This window comes from Vicingus serpentipes (assembly GCF_007993035.1).
In the GTDB taxonomy this organism is placed as follows: Bacteria; Bacteroidota; Bacteroidia; order Flavobacteriales_E; family Vicingaceae; genus Vicingus; species Vicingus serpentipes.
Map to the genome: position 1 here is coordinate 167,617 of NZ_VOOS01000001.1, position 18,623 is coordinate 186,239.

The following is an 18,623-nucleotide window of genomic DNA, read 5'->3' on the forward strand; positions in this document are numbered from 1 at the left end:
TTATTAATACTGTAATGTTAAATATTTGCTGAACCCAACAATAAAACTGGATTTTCCATCAATTGTTTAAATGTATTTAAGAATGCTGCACCCAAAGCACCATCAACTACTCTATGGTCGCAGCTTAAAGTAACTTTCATTATATTACCTGGTACAACTTGTCCATTTTTTACAACCGGTACTTGACTAATACCGCCCACTGCCATAATACAAGCATCTGGTGGGTTAATAATCGCTGTAAATTCTTCAATACCAAACATTCCTAAATTAGAAATAGTAAACGTACTTCCTTCCCAATCTTGTGGCTGCAATTGTTTATTTTTTGCTCTAGTAGCATACTCCCTCACTTCTCCCGAAATTTGAGATAATGTTTTACCATCAGCAAAACGAACTACAGGAACTAATAAACCTTCATCCACAGCAACTGCAACTCCAATATTTACATGTTCATTGTATCTAATTTTATCAGTTAGCCAAGATGAATTTACTTTTGGATGTTGTTTTAAAGAAGCCGCAGCTGCTTTAATTACCATATCGTTAAACGATACTTTCACATCCATTATATCTTTAATCGATTTACGAGCTTCAATCGCATTATCCATATCGATAGATATAGTTAAATAGAAATGTGGAGCTGTAAATTTACTTTCTCCTAATCTGCGAGCAATTGTTTTACGCATTTGAGAAACTGGTACTTCTGTATATTTTTCAACTCCAACAAAGTTAGCTTGAACTGAACCACCACCACCTTGATGATTTTCAACATCTCTTTTTACAATTCTACCATTATCTCCTGTTCCTTGAATTGAGTTTAAATTCAATCCTTTTTCTTCAGCTAACTTTTTTGCTAAAGGAGATATTTTTAATCTTCCATTTGAGTTATTAGTAGTAGATGTTGAAACAACTACCTGACTTGGTGAAGGTTTAACTTCAGCTACAGGAGCTTTTGCTCTTGAGCTTTCAAGTTGTTTATCCGAACTAGTATCGGCATCATTATTTTGATTGTGCGCTTTTATTAGCGTTTCTATATCAGCTCCTTTTTCACCAATTATCGCTAAAATAGACTCTACAGGTGCGCTTCCTCCCTCTTCAATACCAATATGCAATAAAATTCCATCTTCAAACGATTCGAATTCCATTGTTGCTTTATCAGTTTCTATTTCAGCTAACAATTCTCCTGCAGCAACTTTATCACCAACTTTTTTATGCCATTTAGCTACAACACCATCGGTCATTGTATCACTTAATTTAGGCATTTTAACAATGTTAGCTTTAATTCCAGATATATCAATAGTCTCTGAAGTAACAGTTTCAGTTTTAACTTCTTCTTTAACCTCTTCTTTTGGTATAGAATTTCCACCTTCTAATAAAGCTGAGAAATCTTCTCCTTTTTTACCAAAAATAGCCAATACTGAATCAACAGGAGCTGTCCCTCCTTCTTCTACACCAATATACAATAAAGTTCCATCAACAAAAGATTCAAACTCCATAGTAGCTTTATCTGTTTCAATTTCGGCTAATAAATCACCTTCATTAACAGTATCACCAATTTTTTTATGCCATTTAGCTACAACACCATCGGTCATTGTATCACTTAATTTGGGCATTCTAACTATTTCAGCCATGTTCTAAAAATTCTTTTTCGACTAGGGTCAGTAAATATTAATCTTTTATAAAAGGGTAATTTGGTTCAGCATATATATCTTCATACATAGCTTCTGGTTCTGGCAATGGAGAATCTTCTGCAAATTTAATTGCATCCTCTATTTGCTTTTTAATTTTAGCTCCTATTGCATCTATTTGCTTGTCAGTAGCATATTTGTTTTTCTTTATTGTTGCTAAAACTTTTTCAATCGGATCTTCACTTTGATATTTAGCTTCTTCCTCTTTTGTTCTATATTTTCGAGGGTCAGACATTGAGTGACCTTTAAAACGGTAAGTAATCATTTCTAACAAATATGGTCCTTTACCCTCTCTACAATGTTTTGCAGCTTTTGCAATAGCATTATGAACATCTTCAACATTCATGGCATCTACAGGTTCTCCTGGCATATCATAGCTTAAACCTAATTTATATAAATCAGTTACATTAGATGTTCTTTCTACTGAAGTACCCATCGCATACTGATTATTCTCTATAATGTATATCACAGGAATTTTCCATGTCATAGCCATGTTAAAAGCTTCGTGTAAAGCACCCTGACGAACAGCTCCATCTCCCATAGAACACATAGTCACAAAGTTGTTTCCTTTGTATTTATCAGCAAAAGCTAACCCCGTTCCTAAAGGAATTTGACCACCAACAATTCCGTGTCCACCAAAAACATTCTTGCTTACATCAAACATGTGCATTGATCCACCTTTACCTTTTGATAAACCAGTAGTTTTACCGTATAATTCAGCCATCATGTATTTAGGATCAGTTCCTCTACCTAATGGATGAGCATGACAACGATAAGCTGTTATCATTTTATCATCAATAGTTGTAGCTGATACTGCGCCAGCAACTACTGCTTCTTGACCTATATATAAATGTAAAAAACCACCAAACTTACGTTGTATGTATAGTTGACTTAGTTTTTCCTCAAACTTTCTCATTAAAAGCATAGACTCATACCATGATAAGTATTGCTCTTTTGAAAACTTATTATTTTTTGCCATGTTGAATTTATTAATCGTACAAATTTATGATAAATGACCTATTTATTGAAGAAGTTTATTCTTTTTTAAGAATATCTTCTGCTTCAAAAGCAAAAGGAAGTAAATCTTTAATGCTTTTAAATACCCATATTTTTGAATTTCCTGACTTTAAAATCACTTCAATTGGTTCTTTTTGATTCAATTCATATTCCATTAATGCCTGCCTACAAGAACCACAAGGTGAAAAAGGAAATTCATTTCCTTGTTCAGTAACAATAACAACTTTTTCTATTTTTTTATTTGGATAAGTTGACTTTGCTGAAAAAACTGCAACTCTTTCAGCACATAAGCCAGATGGATAAGCCGAATTTTCTTGATTTGTACCTAAAACATTAATATTCCCTTCTAATAATATTAAGGAGCTTACTTTAAATTGAGAATATGGAGAATAAGAATTAGCTAAGTTTGTATCAGCAATTTTTATTAATTCAGCATCTTGATCTCCAAGAGCACTTAAATTATTATACTCTTTAAAATTTATTTCTATTTTTTTATTTACCATAATAAAGAAGGTTCTATGAATTATTGTCGTCTAAAACTATACAAAAAAACGAAAGATAATTATAAGTTCTTTTTTATTTTGATTAGCTATTCAATTTTAAAGGACTTTAGTACATTTATCAATTCGTTTTAAAGCTAAATTAATATTAGCTTTAATGTCTACAATTACATTAAATGTAACTGAAACAATTTTTAAATTAAAGTGATTATGAAATTAAATTTAATACTTGGGAGCTGTTTATTACTTGCTTTATTCTCCTGTTCAAAAGAAGAAGGTGAAGGGGGGAGATCTTCTATTTCTGGAACACTTGAAGGAATTATAGTTGACAATGCAAGAACTGAAGTAAATGAAGTTATTTGTGTAACTCAAGATGATATAAAAACAGGAGATTACTGGTTTTTAAATTCTCCTGATTCTTACGATGATTATTGTATTTGGTATAACAATATTAATGCTCCTGTTTCGGCTCCTTTGATCTCTTCAAGAACTGCTGTAAAAGTTGACTATAGCTCACTTGCTGGTGATAATAATATTACAATTGCAACAAAAACTGAAGCTGCTTTAAATGCTATTACTGGTTTACCATTTAGTATTGTCAGAAATAATGATAAGCTAACAATTACAAATAAATTTACTGGAGATGTTAGTGATTCGGACAACGGAACCTCTAAAATGATTGTAGATGTTATCACTCAAGGAAGAGATCAAATAATTTTACAAAGTGGAGTAATTGCAAATGAAGATGTTTTTATTATTTATGGAGATGATGATGACATTCAAGATGATGATGTAAAATCAAACTTTGATGGCACTTTTAAGTTTAAAAACTTAAGAAAGGGCTCTTACAGAATTTTTGCTTACAGTGAAGATCCTTCACTTCCTAACCCTCTTGTTCCAGTTACTAAATCTATCGATATTGGAAAAAATGAAGATGCTAATATTGGTTCAATTTCAATAGAATTAAAAGATAATTAATTCTACCAGCTAATTATGAGTGAATTGGATAATGTATTAAAACTGTTTGACCCTATTTCTTTAAAAGAAATGGATAGAGTTAAATTACTCAATAGAGTTGACACAAAATATGTATTCGATATTTCTACTTTAATAAAAGTATTACCTGAAATTAGCACCTATTATTTTATTTTAGAAATAGATGGTAAACGAACTAACAGCTACCAAACTTTATACTTCGATACGGCAAATTTTGATTCTTATATTCAACATCAAAATGGAAAATTAAATAGAACCAAAATAAGGTTTAGAAAATATATTGAGTCTGATTTAAATTTCTTAGAAATAAAATTTAAAAATAATAAAGAACGAACTATTAAAAACCGTATAAAAGCTGCCGACATTGAAACAGTTCTATCGACTGAATCAAGTAATTTTATTAATGAAAACTCAAAACTAAATCCAAATGAATTGAGTGCTTCATTATGGAATAGTTTCACTCGTATAACACTAACTCATAAAACAATAAACGAAAGACTTACTATAGATTTAAATCTTGGATTTAAAAACAATAAAACACAAGAGGAAACAAGTATTCCTCACATTGTAATTGCCGAATTAAAACAAGGAAAAGCAAATGTAGGTTCTGACTTTGTGAAAATCATAAAAAAACAACATGTTAGACCAATGGGAATGAGTAAGTATTGTATTGGTACCGCATTACTTAACAAACAATTAAAATCAAATAATTTTAAAGAACGAATATTAAAAATTAATAAATTAAAACATGCTTAACGACTTACTTTTAAAAATTCCAATTTTAGGTTCAAAACTATGGGATGTAAATGATTTTGGAGAACTAATTATTCGATTTGTTTTCGACTTTATAGTAGCTTTTATTTTGATAAGAGTTATCTATTATCCTACACATAGAAGAAAAGATTATTTATTTACCTTCTTTTTGTTCAATATTTTAATTTTCTTCATATGTATATTACTTAGTAGTGTTAAATTAAAACTTGGTTTTGCTTTTGGTTTATTTGCTATTTTTGGTATCCTCAGATATAGAACCGAGCAGCTTCCAATTAAGGAAATGACCTATTTATTTATGATTATTGCAATTGCAATAATTAATTCTTTAACAGACAATAAAATAACACTATCGGAAGTACTTTTTACCAACTTTACAATTGTTTTTGCGACTTACTTACTCGAAAAAGTTTTTCTACTTAAGCATGAATCTCGAAAAATCATTAACTATGAAAAGATTGAGAACATAAAACCTGAAAACCACCCTATTCTTATTGATGATTTAAAAGAAAGAACTGGATTAAAAATTCATAGAGTTCAAATTGGAAAAGTTGATTTTTTAAGAGATACAGCTCAACTTAGAGTATTTTATTTTGAAGATGATTCAGATTCCAATTATGACGAGTCTACTCCAACTGTAAGTAATTTTAATGAATAGAATTCTATTCATATTATTTTTCATCTCGCCATGCCTCGTTTTTTCCCAAGTTTTAAGCGATGCTAAGTTATGGACAGGAATTTCTGTCTCAAAAAAAATAAACGATTTTAATTTTTCTATAAGTGAAGAATATCGTCGTTCAGAGAACTTATCTCAAACAGATAAAATATTTACTGAATTTGATATTAGTTATAAGGTAATCAAAAATTTAACTGCTGGTATTACTTATCGTTTTAACCAAGATCGAAACTTCGAACAAGGTGGTTTTGACTTTAACCATCGATTTAATTTTGATTTGGGTTATGATTATGATTTTAATGATTTTGAATTTTCTCTTAGAACAAGATATCAAGTTAGTAAAGAAATTTACTCTTCAGATAAGCTTAATCGAAATAAGTTAGCCATTAAATATAAACTTAACAAACAAATTCACCCTTACATCTCTTATGAATTATTCTATCAGTTTAATGATATAAGAGCTTTTAATAGAGATAGAATTGAGATGGGAACAAAATATAAAATTAACAAAAACAACAGCTTAAAATTGGGCTATATCTTTGAAGACAAGTTTAACCGTAAAAACTTAGAGCACAATCATATTTACTTTATTAATTACAGTATAGAAATTTAAATTAAGCTTGATATAATTTTTATATTTGCTTCTCGTTAATATTCTGCAAACTATACTAATGTTAAAATTTATATTCAGTAAAACTTTTTTAATTAACCTATTAATTATATTAACAGTAATTACAATTGCTATTTGGGGTATTTTCAAATACTTAGACAGTTATACTTTAAATAGTCAAACAATTAGTGTACCTTCATTAGAAGGACTCACCATTACTGAAGTTGAAGAAATTTTAACTGAAAAAAAATTAAGATATCAAATTCTAGATTCTATATATGTAGAGAATAATGAACGAGGTATTGTGCTTGAGCAACAACCAGCTACCGATGATTTGGTTAAAGAAAATAGAACCATCTACATCACAATGTCTAAAATTATTCCTCCTAAAATGAGTATGCCAGATATTGTAGACATGAGTTTGAGAGTTGCTGCGGCAAAAATAGAGAGCTATGGCCTAAAAGTAGGTAAGCTAAGTTATTTCCCTTCAGAGTGTGTTAATTGTGTACTTGAAGTAAAAATTAAAAATGTAGTGATTAAATCTGGTCAAGAAATTGAAAAGGGGGCTGTTGTTGATTTAGTTTTAGGGAGTGGAACAAGCTCAGAAAAAGTATTTGCTCCATATTTGATTGGACTTTCAAAAGAAGATGCATCTCAAAAAATACAAGCTTCTTTTTTAAACATTGGTGCTGAAATTTACACTGATTGTTCTACAAAAGAAGATTCAATTTCAGCAAAAGTTTACAAACAATCTCCACAAAGAAGTGAAAATATTACAGTAAATATGGGTAGCCCTATTGATTTATGGTTTACTTGTGATACGTCAAAAATCAAAATTTCTGTAGTTGACTCTTTAAACGTAAATTTACTGAATGAAGAATAATATTTTATACATAATTATATTCATACTTACACCATTTTTTGTTTTTTCACAAAAAGACACCCTATTAGAATTAGGTGTAAATAAAAAAATTATAAACGAAAGGTTTAAGGAAGCTAATAATGAAGTTTCTTTATTAAGAAAAAAAAATAATTCATCATCATACAAAAAAGCAAGTTCATTGCCTTTTTTTGATGACTTCTCTCAACAAGAATATTATCCTGACGCTTCTAAATGGATGGACAATGCTGTTTATATTAATTCAAACTATGCTGTTAATCCAATTTCATATGGAGTTGCTACTTTTGATGGTTTAGACTCAACAGGATACCCATATAACTTTATTAATTCTACTGCTCAAGGTGTTGCAGATTATCTCACTTCAAAACCAATTGATTTAACAACTCCTACAGACAGTGTCTATTTAAGTTTTTTCTACCAACCGCAGGGTATAGGAAATAAACCTGAAACATCTGATAGTTTAAAAGTTGAATTTTTTCGTTTATCAGATAGCACATGGGTAAGAAAATGGGCTGCCGGTGGTTCTGCTCTTCAACCATTTAAGCAAGTAATGATTGCAGTTGACACTTCGTTTCATAAAGCAAATTTTCAATTTAGATTTAAAAATTATGCTACACTTTCTGGAAATGTTGATCATTGGAATGTTGACTATGTGTATTTAAATGACAATAGAAATTATTTAGATACAACTATAAATGATGTTGCTTTAACTGGAAATTTCTACAACTTTTTAAATGAATACACTCGAATGCCTTGGCAACATTATATTATTGATACAATTGGATTTATGGCTTCAGCTATAGATGTAGCATATAGAAATAATACCAGTTCACCATTTGGTGTTTTTTATAGATATAATGTAATATCTGATAATGGAAGTGGTTCATTAATTGAGGATTATCCTCCTCCTGGTTCCAATAAAAATGTTTTTCCTTATTCTACTTTAATTGAACCGCAAGCAGTATATGATCTAGGAACAAATGATTTTAGCTTCCCATTTGATGCAGCAGCTACATCAAAAGTATTTCAAGTTAAAAATTACTTTAATTTAGGTGGTCTACCCGACGACCATCAAGAAAATGATACAGTTGTAAGTTATCAAGTATTTGGAAATGATTATGCCTATGATGATGGAAGCGCCGAAGTTGGTTATGGAGTTCAAGGAATAGGATCAAAATTAGCTCATCAATTTAGCATTAAAAAAAGCGACACATTAACTTCTTTGAAAATGTATTTTAGCCCTATAACCAACAATATGAGTGCTAAAACCTTTAAACTGACCATTTGGAGTAATCTATCTCCAGAAACAGTTATTTACCAACAAAATGCTTACTACTCACCTATTTATTCTAATACTAATGAATTTTTAGAATATCTTTTAGATGCTCCTCTATACCTTCCTGCTGGAACTTATTATGTTGGCTATGAGAAAATATCTGAAGATTTTTTAAATTTAGGTTGGGATTTAAATACAAACAATAGCAATAAAGTATTTTTTAATGCTGTTGGTATATGGCAAAATGCAACTGTAAATGGTTCTTTAATGGTACGACCTGTATTTGGAGCTTATCCAGATCCAGTAATTAGTATTAAAGAACATAATAACTACTTAAATGATATAAACATCTACCCTAATCCTACTTCTAGTAATTTATATTTCAAAGCAAACACTCCTTATACTATAGACATAACAGATATGTATGGTAAGTTAATTGAGAGTTATACTGAATCTACTAATAAAATTATAGATGTATCTTTCTTAAAGAATGGTATATATCTATTTAAGTTTAGTAATAACAAATCTTCTATTACCAAGAAGATAATCATTTCAAAATAAAAATATAAGTGCAAGAGCATATAGAAGACGATCATTTAGAAGAAGAGCAAGAACTCTTTGAACACTATAACTTTATAGCTGATAAAGGACAAGAATTTGTTAGAATTGACAAGTTTTTAATGGATAGGATACCTAATACATCAAGAAGTAAAATCCAAACTGCAGCATCCTCTGGCACCATTTTAGTAAATACTAAAGTTGTTAAGTCTAATTATAAAGTAAAACCTTTTGATGAAATTTCTATTGTTTTACCTTATCCACCTAGAGTTTTAGAACTAATACCTGAAAATATTCCTATCAACATTGTATATGAAGATAAAGACGTTTTAGTACTTAATAAACAAGCCGACATGGTGGTTCATCCTGGTTATGGAAACTATACAGGAACACTTGTAAATGCTTTAATTTATCATTTTGATAATTTACCTGATAATACTTTAAACAATAGGCCTGGGTTAGTTCATCGCTTAGATAAAAATACAACTGGTATAATGGTAATTGCTAAGACAGAACATGCAATGAACCACTTATCAAATCAATTTTTTGAACGAACTACAGAAAGGAGATATAATGCAATTGTTTGGGGAGATTTTGAAGATGATGAAGGAACTGTAATTGGAAATGTTGGTAGAAGTTTAAAAAACAGAAAAGTAATGAATGTGTTTCCAGATGGAGATTTTGGAAAACATGCAGTAACTCATTACAAAGTTCTAAAAAGATTCGGTTATGTAACTTTAATTGAATGTAAATTAGAAACAGGAAGAACGCACCAAATACGAGTTCACATGAAACATATCGGGCATACGCTATTTAATGATTATGAGTATGGTGGTGATAGCATATTAAAAGGAACCTCATTTGCTAAATACAAACAGTTTATCAATAATTGTTTTGAAATATTGCCTAGACAAGCCTTACATGCTAAATCATTAGGATTTACACACCCAACAAGTGGAGAATGGATGCAATTTGACTCTGAATTACCTGACGATATGAAAATGGTGTTAAGTAAATGGGAGACTTACGTTGCAAATAGAGAAGAATAATTACTCTCCTTCTAATATTTCTATTGCTTTATTTACAGGTATTAACTTTTCTTCATGAAGTGCAATAACAAAAGCTCCACCTATTCCTTTTTCAATAATTTCTTTCTTGAAATTTTCAGCTTCATCTAATGTTTTGAAATTACCTACAGTATAACGAGTTAAATCATTTTCACCCATTTTTTGATCTACATCACCTATTTCAATAAACTTAGAAAGCACCTCTGTTGGTAATTGATTTTTATATATACCAACTTGTATTTTAAAACTTATTGCAGCTTTATCATATTTAGCAGAAGCCTTATTTATAATATTTTCTTTATGAGTAGTTTTTACACCAGCTTCTGTTAATGGAATTCTTTTTCCTCCTTTGTATGCTACTATAAATGCATCATTAACACCATAATCAATTGCTAAATCTAATTTTTGAGATGCGGCTTCTTCAATAGTTTTATAAGATCCTGAATATAAGTATTTATACAAACCATCATCAGCTTTAATCTCCATGATATTAGTCAACTTATTAAAACTATTAATTGGCTGTTTCTTAGAAAAAGCTCCCAATTGAATTCTAAATAAAAGTTCATTTGGATTATCTGAATTAAGAGATTGATTTTCTACTGCCATATTATTAGCCTCATCTCCAACTGAAATCAGCTTACCATCTTTTTCTTCTGTTACCACTATAGCAGCATCAAATCCTTGTTTAGTTAATTCCATTTTTCTTTTTAATGCTTCTGGCAAGTTATCATAATTACCTACAGCGATTACAGTCAAGCTATCTCCAAAGGTTTTTATTTCAACATCAGGAATACTTAAGAATTTATCAACTAAATCTGCATCAATAGCTTCAGTAAATGAACCTACCTGAACTCTATAAACTTTATTCTTTGGCGCCTTTTCTGCTGCAATCAATTTATTTTCAATGTCAGCAAAAACACCAGTAGAATCTAAATATCTTTGATAAATTTCATCAATCATTTCATCTGTCATTTCAACTCCGTTAGGAGAAACTGGCATTCCTTCTCTAGATTCTAATTCATCATCTTTATAATTAGGAACAAAATCAGTATCTCTATCTAAAGGACATCCTTTATCATCAACTTCAACTCCTTCAGGAGTCCAAGGGCATTCATCAATAAAATCAATAACTCCATCACCGTCTTCATCCTCATTGTCATAAGTTAGATAATCAATATCTTCATCAAAAGTGTTAATCACATCTTCTTTTTTATGCTTTAAGAAATTATAACTTATAGAAAAAGAACTCATTAAAAACTTATCATTCCCTTTATTTCCTGGTTGAGAACCAATTCGCTCACCTCCACTATTAGATGTAACATTATCAACTAAATCTGAAAAAGTATAGTGCATTGTTGCTCCTATTGAAAAATCAATGTTTTTTGTTAAATGCATTTGAGCACCAATACCAACAGGAATCGAAAATGTTCTTTCTTGATATTTACCCTTTCCATCAGAATTCATTTCCCTTAAGTCAGTTTCATAAACATAATCTCGATGAATAATTACCGCATCACTAGCATTAACATCAGATTCTGGAAGGTTTCTAATTGATCCATCTGACCAATAATTATACTTATTACCATAAGAATCATACAAATCAGTTTTAGAAAGAAATTCAACTGACTCTATTCCTAATGAAATAAATGGGTTAATAACTCTTTTTTCAGGTAGGATATGATGAAAATTATACATCAATGCAAATCCACCAACTGTAATTTGAGACTTGAAATTTAAATTTCGATCTATAGATCTTTCATTAGCACTTAAAGAGCCAAAAAGGACATAGAATTTTGTTGTAAGAAAAGGATTTATTTGCTGTTTAACATGAAGATCGTATCCAATATTACTTATTAAAGCGTTTCCTCTTTGGGCATCTAAAATATCACCATAAAATTTAAACATGCCAACACCTAATCCTATTGTTGGCCCATAAAATTGTTGCTTAGGTAATTCTTTTTTTTCTGGAATGCTATCTTCCCTTACTTCATATCCAAAAGATGATAAAGAGAAAAAAGATAATAGTAATAATACCAGTAATTTATTAATCATAAATATAAATACTCAAACTTAGTACGTAAATAAATAATAAAAGATGCAGTTAATTTTTTATTTATACCATTTTTGATTAGAAATCATCAAGGCTTCTTGAACTGTAATTCTTGTTCCTTGGTTATATGCTGTAACAAAAGCTGTTTTCACATTAGATCTTACAAGATTTCTTTTATCTCTAGCTGATTTATAATCTGTATAACTACCAACTAGATATTTAATCCATCCTTGGTGAGATTCTGTAGCAACTTTATCGGTCAAGCTGAATTTATTTGCGAAATAATTAGAAGATACCTTTTGGTGTCCAGCTCCTACTTGAATTTTATAGCTAACTCCAGTCTCAGGATTAGGAGTTGAAGTAATTTTATTTACAGTTGGGTTTTCTTCTACTTTAGGAGTTTCTTTTACATTAGTAACTTCTTCCACTTGTTCAACTAATTGTGATTCTTCTTTAACTTCAGCAGACTCCTCTAATGCTTTCGCAGTAGGATTTTCTTCTATAACATCAGCTATTGGTTCCTCTACTAATTTAGTAAATGAAAAATCTGTTGAGTTTATAATATATTTTTGAGTAACATCTTTATCTAAATATGAAAATGAACCATTAATTGTATATTCATTAGATAATACATCTTCTGCTATTAATTTATAAGAAATATCAAATTCCTTTTCTGAAGGAGCTGCCATCCATAAAATTTTAGCTTCATTATTCTTAAATGAAAAAACACCACCTTTTGAATCAATTACTTCAGCAGTAAATCCAGCAGGAATTGTTTCAACAATTTTAGCAAAGCCTTCTAATTTTGATTGAGATATTTTAACAGTTACATTATAAGTGTTATTATTATCATCTTTATCTATATTTCTAAAACAATTGATTTCAACTGAATTATTTTCAGCAACAGTTTCTTCAATAGCAGCTGTTTCAGCTACATCTTCAGTTACAACTTCGTCAACTACTTTTTCAACTGGTTCTTTATTTAACTCAGCATTTGATTCTTCAACGACCTCTGAAATTGTCTCTTCTATAACTTCAGCAATTGGTTCTTCTTCTACATTTTTTTCTTCTGCAACTAAATCTACTTTAGAAATTGTAATCGATGAAGATGGTATTTCTATATTTTTTCTTTCATTTTCATCAATAAAAGAGAATTTACCTGCAATAGAAAAATCTCCTTCAATACTTTCTATTGTTTTTAACTTATAAGAAACTTTAAATTCATTTTCAGAAGGTAAAGCCATCCATATAAATTTAACAATATTATCTTTAAATGAAAAAGTTGCACCTTTTGCTTCTATTATTTCTGCAATAAAACCTTCTGGTAAAGTTTGTTGAACTTTTGCAAACCCTCCAACTCCTTCTTTTTTAATAACAACCTCAACTACTACTTCTTCTCCTGCTTTAAAACTAGATGGAACATTTTGCGAAACTGAAACATCGCCAAATATTAATTGATAGAAAGAGAATCCAATTAAATGGATAAAAAGAATTAAATATTTTATCATTTTTCTATTATATTACTATTGCTCGAAATAAAAATCTATTAGTTCATGTAAATCTTTTGCAGTCAAATTAACTTCACCTTCAAAAAACATATCAATCGCATTAGTTACTTCTTTAGCAGAAATGAAATTATCATTATCAGTATCTAATTGCTTATATTTTTCTGGTATTGCACTTCCTGATATTGCATTCTCAGCAGCGAATTCTCTTTGTATCGCATCTAAGTCATCTTTAGATAAATCATCAGCCTTAAACACTCTTCTTTCTACCTCTACAGAATCTCTCATATTCTCTCTAGCAGCAATCATTTCATCAGTCAAAGTAATTCCGTCAGAATTTACAGCAACTCCCTCAGGTGTATTTAACTCATTATCTTTATAGTCTGGTACGCCATCTTTATCTCCATCCAAAGGACAACCTTTTGAGTTAACTTTAACTCCTTTTGGTGTGTTTTGGCATAAATCATCATCATCCTTAACTCCATCACCATCAGAATCAATTTTATCTAAAGAAGAAAAGTCGAAATCTTTATATCTATCATCTTTTTTGGGTTGAGCTTTAGAAAAATTATATTGTAAGCCAAAGGATGTGTAAAACAAATTATCATTACCTCCACTTTTAATATTATCAACGTAATCGGTAAATGTTAAAATATAAGCAACACCAAGCCTTGCGTCAACATTTGGAGACAATTTAAATTTCAGTCCAAATCGTAATGGAAGAGTAAAGCTAGTTTTTGAATAGTTCGTTGTACTATCTTTCAACTCTGATTCATAATTATAATCTCTCAACACGACAGTAGAATTAGTATCAGCACCAGGCGTCACTTCAGACATATCACGAAGAGTACCATCACTCCAATGATAATATTTACCGTTACTGTTTTCTAAATCACCTTTTGGATTAAATGATAAAAAACCAAATCCCACAGAAAAATAAGGTGCAAACAAAGATGATTCATTTATTACTTTTCCGTTATCAAAATCTAATAATAAATTTGCATCAACATTAAATATACTTGTTTCAAAGTTTGCAAACAATTGCTCATCGAGTTGACTTTTAGATACTTTCCCAAAAGTTCCATTAACACTAACACCGAAAATTGACCCAATCTTTTTTTCTAAATAAAAACCATAAGCCGGTTTCCAATAAGTAAAAACAGTAGATCCTTTAGACCCTTTAACATCTCCTAAGTATGACATTGCACCTCCATGCAATCCAATTGAAGGAAGCTTTTCTAATGACGATGTTTTCTGTGCAATAGACACAACAGAAAACAAAAGGGAAGCAATAAGTGGTAAAAGAGTAATTTTCTTATTCATACGCTATATTTTATACTTAAATATTGCAATAAAAATATAATAAAAATTTGTATTAACGAATTTTTAATGCAAGATATTAACAACTGTTAATAATTAATAGCTAAACAAATCTATAACAAATTAAAAGCGTTAAGAGATTAACACAAAAGACTTTTAAACTCTAAATTGTTAACAAACTAGAAATTTGGACTTAATGAAGAGTTTTTATAAAAATCATCTATCACTTTTACTGCTTCATCTGCAGTATCAACAACAGAAAATAGATCAATATCTTTAGGACTAATATTATTTTCTTGTTCGAGAACAGTTTCTTTAATCCAATCAACCAATCCAGACCAAAACTTTGTACCAACTAAAACAATCGGAAATTGAGCAACCTTCTGAGTTTGAATTAGAGTTATTGCTTCAAACAATTCATCAAAAGTTCCAAAACCACCTGGAAGGACTACAAAACCTTGAGCATATTTTACAAACATTACTTTTCTAACAAAGAAATAATCGAAGTTAATTATCTTATCTCTATCAATATATCTATTATTAAACTGTTCAAAAGGTAATTCTATATTTAATCCTACAGACTTACCACCTGCTTCAAATGCTCCTTTATTTCCTGCTTCCATTATGCCTGGCCCACCACCAGTTATGATACCATAACCTTTTTCGGCTAATTTAAATGCAATTTCTTGACCTAAAATATAATATGGATTATCAAACTTTGTTCTTGCTGAACCAAAAATAGATACACAAGGACCAATCTTTGACATTGTTTCAAAGCCTTCAACTAACTCAGCCATTATTTTAAAAATTGCCCAAGAATCATTCGCTTTTATTTCATTCCAATCTTTATTTTTGAATTTCCCAGTCATAACATTTCTTTTTTTAAATATTCAGCTGTAATGCTTTTTTTGTTTTTTAATAATTCAAAAGGAGTTCCTTCTGCCACAATTTCTCCTCCTGCCTGACCTCCTTCAGGTCCAATATCAATAATATAATCTGCGACTTTTATAATGTCTAAATTATGTTCAATAATTAAAACTGAGTTACCAGAATCAACCAATTTATTTATCACATCTAGTAAGATACGAATATCTTCGAAATGAAGCCCAGTTGAAGGTTCATCCAGAATATAAAACGTATTCCCTGTTTGTTTTTTAGCTAATTCTGTTGCTAATTTTATACGTTGTGCTTCCCCCCCAGATAAAGTTGTTGAAGGCTGACCAAGATGAACATATCCTAAGCCAACATCTTTTAAAGTTTTAACTTTTAGAAGTATTGATGGTATATTCTCAAAAAAATCAACTGATTGCTCAATAGTCATATTTAAAACATCACTAATTGATTTCCCTTTAAACCTAACTTCTAATGTTTCTCTATTGTACCTTTTACCTCCACACTCTGAACATTCAACGTAAACATCAGGTAAAAAGTTCATCTCAATAGTTTTTAATCCTGCTCCTTGACATGTTTCACACCTACCTCCTTTGACATTAAACGAAAATCTACCTGGTTTATAACCTCTAATTTTTGCTTCTGGCAAGCCACTAAACAAAGTTCTAATATCTGTAAACAACCCAGTGTAAGTAGCTGGATTAGAACGAGGCGTTCTGCCAATTGGAGATTGATCTATATCTATAATCTTATCGATATTTTCTAATCCTTCTATTTTTTTATATGGTAATGGTTTTTTAACAGCTTTATAGATATATTGATTTAAGATTGGATATAATGTTTCATTAATTAGAGTAGATTTTCCACTTCCAGAAACTCCAGTAACACAAACTAATTTACCTAAAGGTATAGTTAAATCAACATTTTTTAAATTGTTACCTGTTGCCCCATACAACTTTAATGTTTTTCCATTTCCTTTTCGCAACTTATCAGGAATACTAATTGATACTTTTCCATTTAAATATTTAGCTGTTTCAGTCTCTTCTTTTAAAAAATCTGCAGGCTTTCCAAAAGAAACAATCTCGCCACCATGAATACCAGCTTTAGGTCCAATATCTATAATGTAATCAGATTCCAACATAATATCTTTATCATGTTCAACAACCATAATTGAATTACCAATATCTCTTAAATCTTTAAGCGATTGTATTAATTTTTGGTTATCACGCTGATGAAGGCCTATACTTGGCTCATCTAAAATGTAGAGTACATTTGTTAATTGTGAACCTATCTGAGTTGCAAGCCTTATTCGTTGAGCCTCACCACCAGAAAGAGTTTTAGCACTTCTATTTAAAGAGAGATAGGTTAAGCCAACATCTAGTAAAAATTTTAAACGAGCATTAATTTCCTTTAACACCTCTTTTGCTATAACTTTTTGATTATTATTTAACTTATCAAACAAAGTACTTGTCCAGATATAAAGAGAAGAAATATCCATAAATGAAACATCAGCAATATTTTTTTCATCAATTTTAAAAAATAAAGCGTCTTGTTTTAATCTTGAACCATTACAAGTTGTACAATTAATTTTATTCATAAAACTTGCTGCCCAACGTTCTACTGTTTTAGATTTATTATCTTGAAATTGACGTTCAACTAAATTTATAATCCCCTCAAATTCAACATTATAACCAGAGGTTACACCTGCAACATTTTGTGAAATTGTTATTGATTCTGAAGATCCATTTAATAAAAAATCAATAGCTTCTTCTGAAATATTTTTTAATGGAGTATTCAGGTCAAAGCCAAACTTTATTCCAATTGCTTCAATCTGTTTAAATGTCCAATTATTTTTATATTCTCCCAAAGGAACTATTCCTCCTTTTTTAATAGTCGAATTATTATTTGGTATAATTTTATTGATATCTATTTCTGAAATCTCACCTAAACCATTACACTTTTTACAAGCACCATAAGGAGAATTAAAAGAAAATAAATTAGGTGCTGGTTCATCATATGATATCCCTGTAGCTGGACACATTAAATTCTTACTTAACAATGAATAGCTTAATGATTCAACATCAAAAACCATAACTGTATTGTTCCCAATTTTTAATGCTGTTTCTACAGAGTTTGTAATTCTTTTTTCATCGTCATTTTTAACCTTTACTTGATCAACAACAACTTCTATATCATGTGTTTTATATCTATCTAATTGCATACCTGGCGACAAGCTAACAATTACACCATCTATTCTTGCTTTTAAAAAACCTTGTTTTATTATTTGGCTAAACAACTCCCGGTAATGGCCTTTCCTTCCTTTTACTAATGGCGCGAGTATTAATAGTTTCTTATTAGCATATTTTTCAAAAATTAATTCTATGATTTGAGGTGTATTGTACTTCACCATCAACTCTCCTGTATTATAAGAATAAGCCAACCCTGCTCTTGCGTATAATAATCTAAAAAAATCATATACTTCAGTAATTGTTCCTACTGTAGATCGAGGATTTTTACTTATTGTTTTCTGCTCAATTGAAATTACTGGACTTAATCCTTTTATCTTATCAACATCAGGTCTTTCCATATTCCCTAAAAACTGACGAGCATATGCCGAAAAAGTTTCTAAATATCTTCTCTGTCCTTCTGCGTAAATAGTATCAAAAGCTAGAGATGATTTACCACTACCACTTAAACCAGTTATAACAACTAATTTGTTTCTAGGTATTTTTAATGAAATATTTTTTAGATTATGAACCCTCGCGCCTTCTACTTCTATAAATTCTTCTTCAGATATTGTCAT

General features: G+C 29.9%; 15 protein-coding genes. 7 read left to right on the forward strand and 8 right to left on the reverse strand.

What is annotated here, in order from left to right; all coding sequences use genetic code 11:
• Nucleotides 1–17 precede the first annotated feature (17 nt).
• From FRY74_RS00720 to FRY74_RS00730, 3 genes are read right to left on the reverse strand one after another with little or no spacing between them, the layout of a single operon-like run.
• Entirely contained in the window at nt 18–1,625 is a 1,608-nt protein-coding gene (locus FRY74_RS00720; RefSeq protein WP_147097642.1) for a pyruvate dehydrogenase complex dihydrolipoamide acetyltransferase, read from the reverse strand.
• A 37-nt stretch (nt 1,626–1,662) separates the two neighbouring features.
• Nucleotides 1,663–2,661 carry a pyruvate dehydrogenase (acetyl-transferring) E1 component subunit alpha gene (gene pdhA, locus FRY74_RS00725; RefSeq protein ID WP_147097644.1) on the reverse strand — a complete coding sequence of 333 codons (999 nt, stop codon included), beginning with the start codon at nt 2,659–2,661 and terminating at the stop codon, nt 1,663–1,665.
• 55 nt (nt 2,662–2,716) lie between these two features.
• Entirely contained in the window at nt 2,717–3,202 is a 486-nt protein-coding gene (locus tag FRY74_RS00730; protein ID WP_147097646.1) for a cytidine deaminase, read from the reverse strand.
• 207 nt (nt 3,203–3,409) lie between these two features.
• Between FRY74_RS00730 and FRY74_RS00735 the strand changes: the two genes are divergently transcribed.
• From FRY74_RS00735 to FRY74_RS00765, 7 genes are read left to right on the forward strand one after another with little or no spacing between them, the layout of a single operon-like run.
• Entirely contained in the window at nt 3,410–4,177 is a 768-nt protein-coding gene (locus FRY74_RS00735) for a hypothetical protein (protein ID WP_147097648.1), read from the forward strand.
• 15 nt (nt 4,178–4,192) lie between these two features.
• Nucleotides 4,193–4,951 carry a polyphosphate polymerase domain-containing protein gene (locus FRY74_RS00740; RefSeq protein ID WP_147097649.1) on the forward strand — a complete coding sequence of 253 codons (759 nt, stop codon included), beginning with the start codon at nt 4,193–4,195 and terminating at the stop codon, nt 4,949–4,951.
• Nucleotides 4,944–5,624 carry a DUF4956 domain-containing protein gene (locus FRY74_RS00745; protein ID WP_147097652.1) on the forward strand — a complete coding sequence of 227 codons (681 nt, stop codon included), beginning with the start codon at nt 4,944–4,946 and terminating at the stop codon, nt 5,622–5,624. Before FRY74_RS00740 ends, FRY74_RS00745 begins: the two co-directional genes overlap by 8 nt.
• A complete protein-coding gene (locus FRY74_RS00750) occupies nt 5,617–6,255 on the forward strand; it encodes a DUF2490 domain-containing protein (RefSeq protein ID WP_147097654.1) in 639 nt (212 codons plus the stop codon). The genes FRY74_RS00745 and FRY74_RS00750 overlap by 8 nt, the downstream gene beginning before the upstream one ends.
• Before the next feature lie 58 nt (nt 6,256–6,313).
• Nucleotides 6,314–7,135, forward strand: coding sequence for a PASTA domain-containing protein (locus tag FRY74_RS00755; RefSeq protein WP_147097655.1), 822 nt, complete (start codon nt 6,314–6,316; stop codon nt 7,133–7,135).
• On the forward strand, nt 7,125–8,990 hold the full coding sequence (locus FRY74_RS00760; protein WP_147097657.1) for a T9SS type A sorting domain-containing protein: 1,866 nt from the start codon (nt 7,125–7,127) through the stop codon (nt 8,988–8,990). Before FRY74_RS00755 ends, FRY74_RS00760 begins: the two co-directional genes overlap by 11 nt.
• A gap of 8 nt (nt 8,991–8,998) precedes the next feature.
• Entirely contained in the window at nt 8,999–10,036 is a 1,038-nt protein-coding gene (locus tag FRY74_RS00765; RefSeq protein ID WP_147097659.1) for an RluA family pseudouridine synthase, read from the forward strand.
• On the opposite strand, the gene FRY74_RS00770 is transcribed toward FRY74_RS00765, so the two are convergent.
• From FRY74_RS00770 to uvrA, 5 genes are all read right to left on the reverse strand, one after another.
• Nucleotides 10,037–12,106 carry an SPOR domain-containing protein gene (locus FRY74_RS00770; protein WP_147097661.1) on the reverse strand — a complete coding sequence of 690 codons (2,070 nt, stop codon included), beginning with the start codon at nt 12,104–12,106 and terminating at the stop codon, nt 10,037–10,039. It abuts the gene before it with no gap.
• 57 nt (nt 12,107–12,163) lie between these two features.
• The gene (locus FRY74_RS00775) at nt 12,164–13,612 is read right to left on the reverse strand and encodes a hypothetical protein (RefSeq protein WP_147097662.1); all 1,449 of its coding nucleotides are present in this window, start codon (nt 13,610–13,612) and stop codon (nt 12,164–12,166) included.
• A gap of 15 nt (nt 13,613–13,627) precedes the next feature.
• On the reverse strand, nt 13,628–14,932 hold the full coding sequence (locus tag FRY74_RS00780; protein WP_147097664.1) for an EF-hand domain-containing protein: 1,305 nt from the start codon (nt 14,930–14,932) through the stop codon (nt 13,628–13,630).
• 176 nt (nt 14,933–15,108) lie between these two features.
• Complete coding sequence (locus tag FRY74_RS00785; RefSeq protein WP_147097666.1) at nt 15,109–15,798, reverse strand: LOG family protein; 690 nt, start codon at nt 15,796–15,798, stop codon at nt 15,109–15,111.
• Nucleotides 15,795–18,623, reverse strand: a complete 2,829-nt coding sequence (gene uvrA / locus FRY74_RS00790; RefSeq protein WP_147097669.1) for an excinuclease ABC subunit UvrA — start codon at nt 18,621–18,623, stop codon at nt 15,795–15,797. Before uvrA ends, FRY74_RS00785 begins: the two co-directional genes overlap by 4 nt.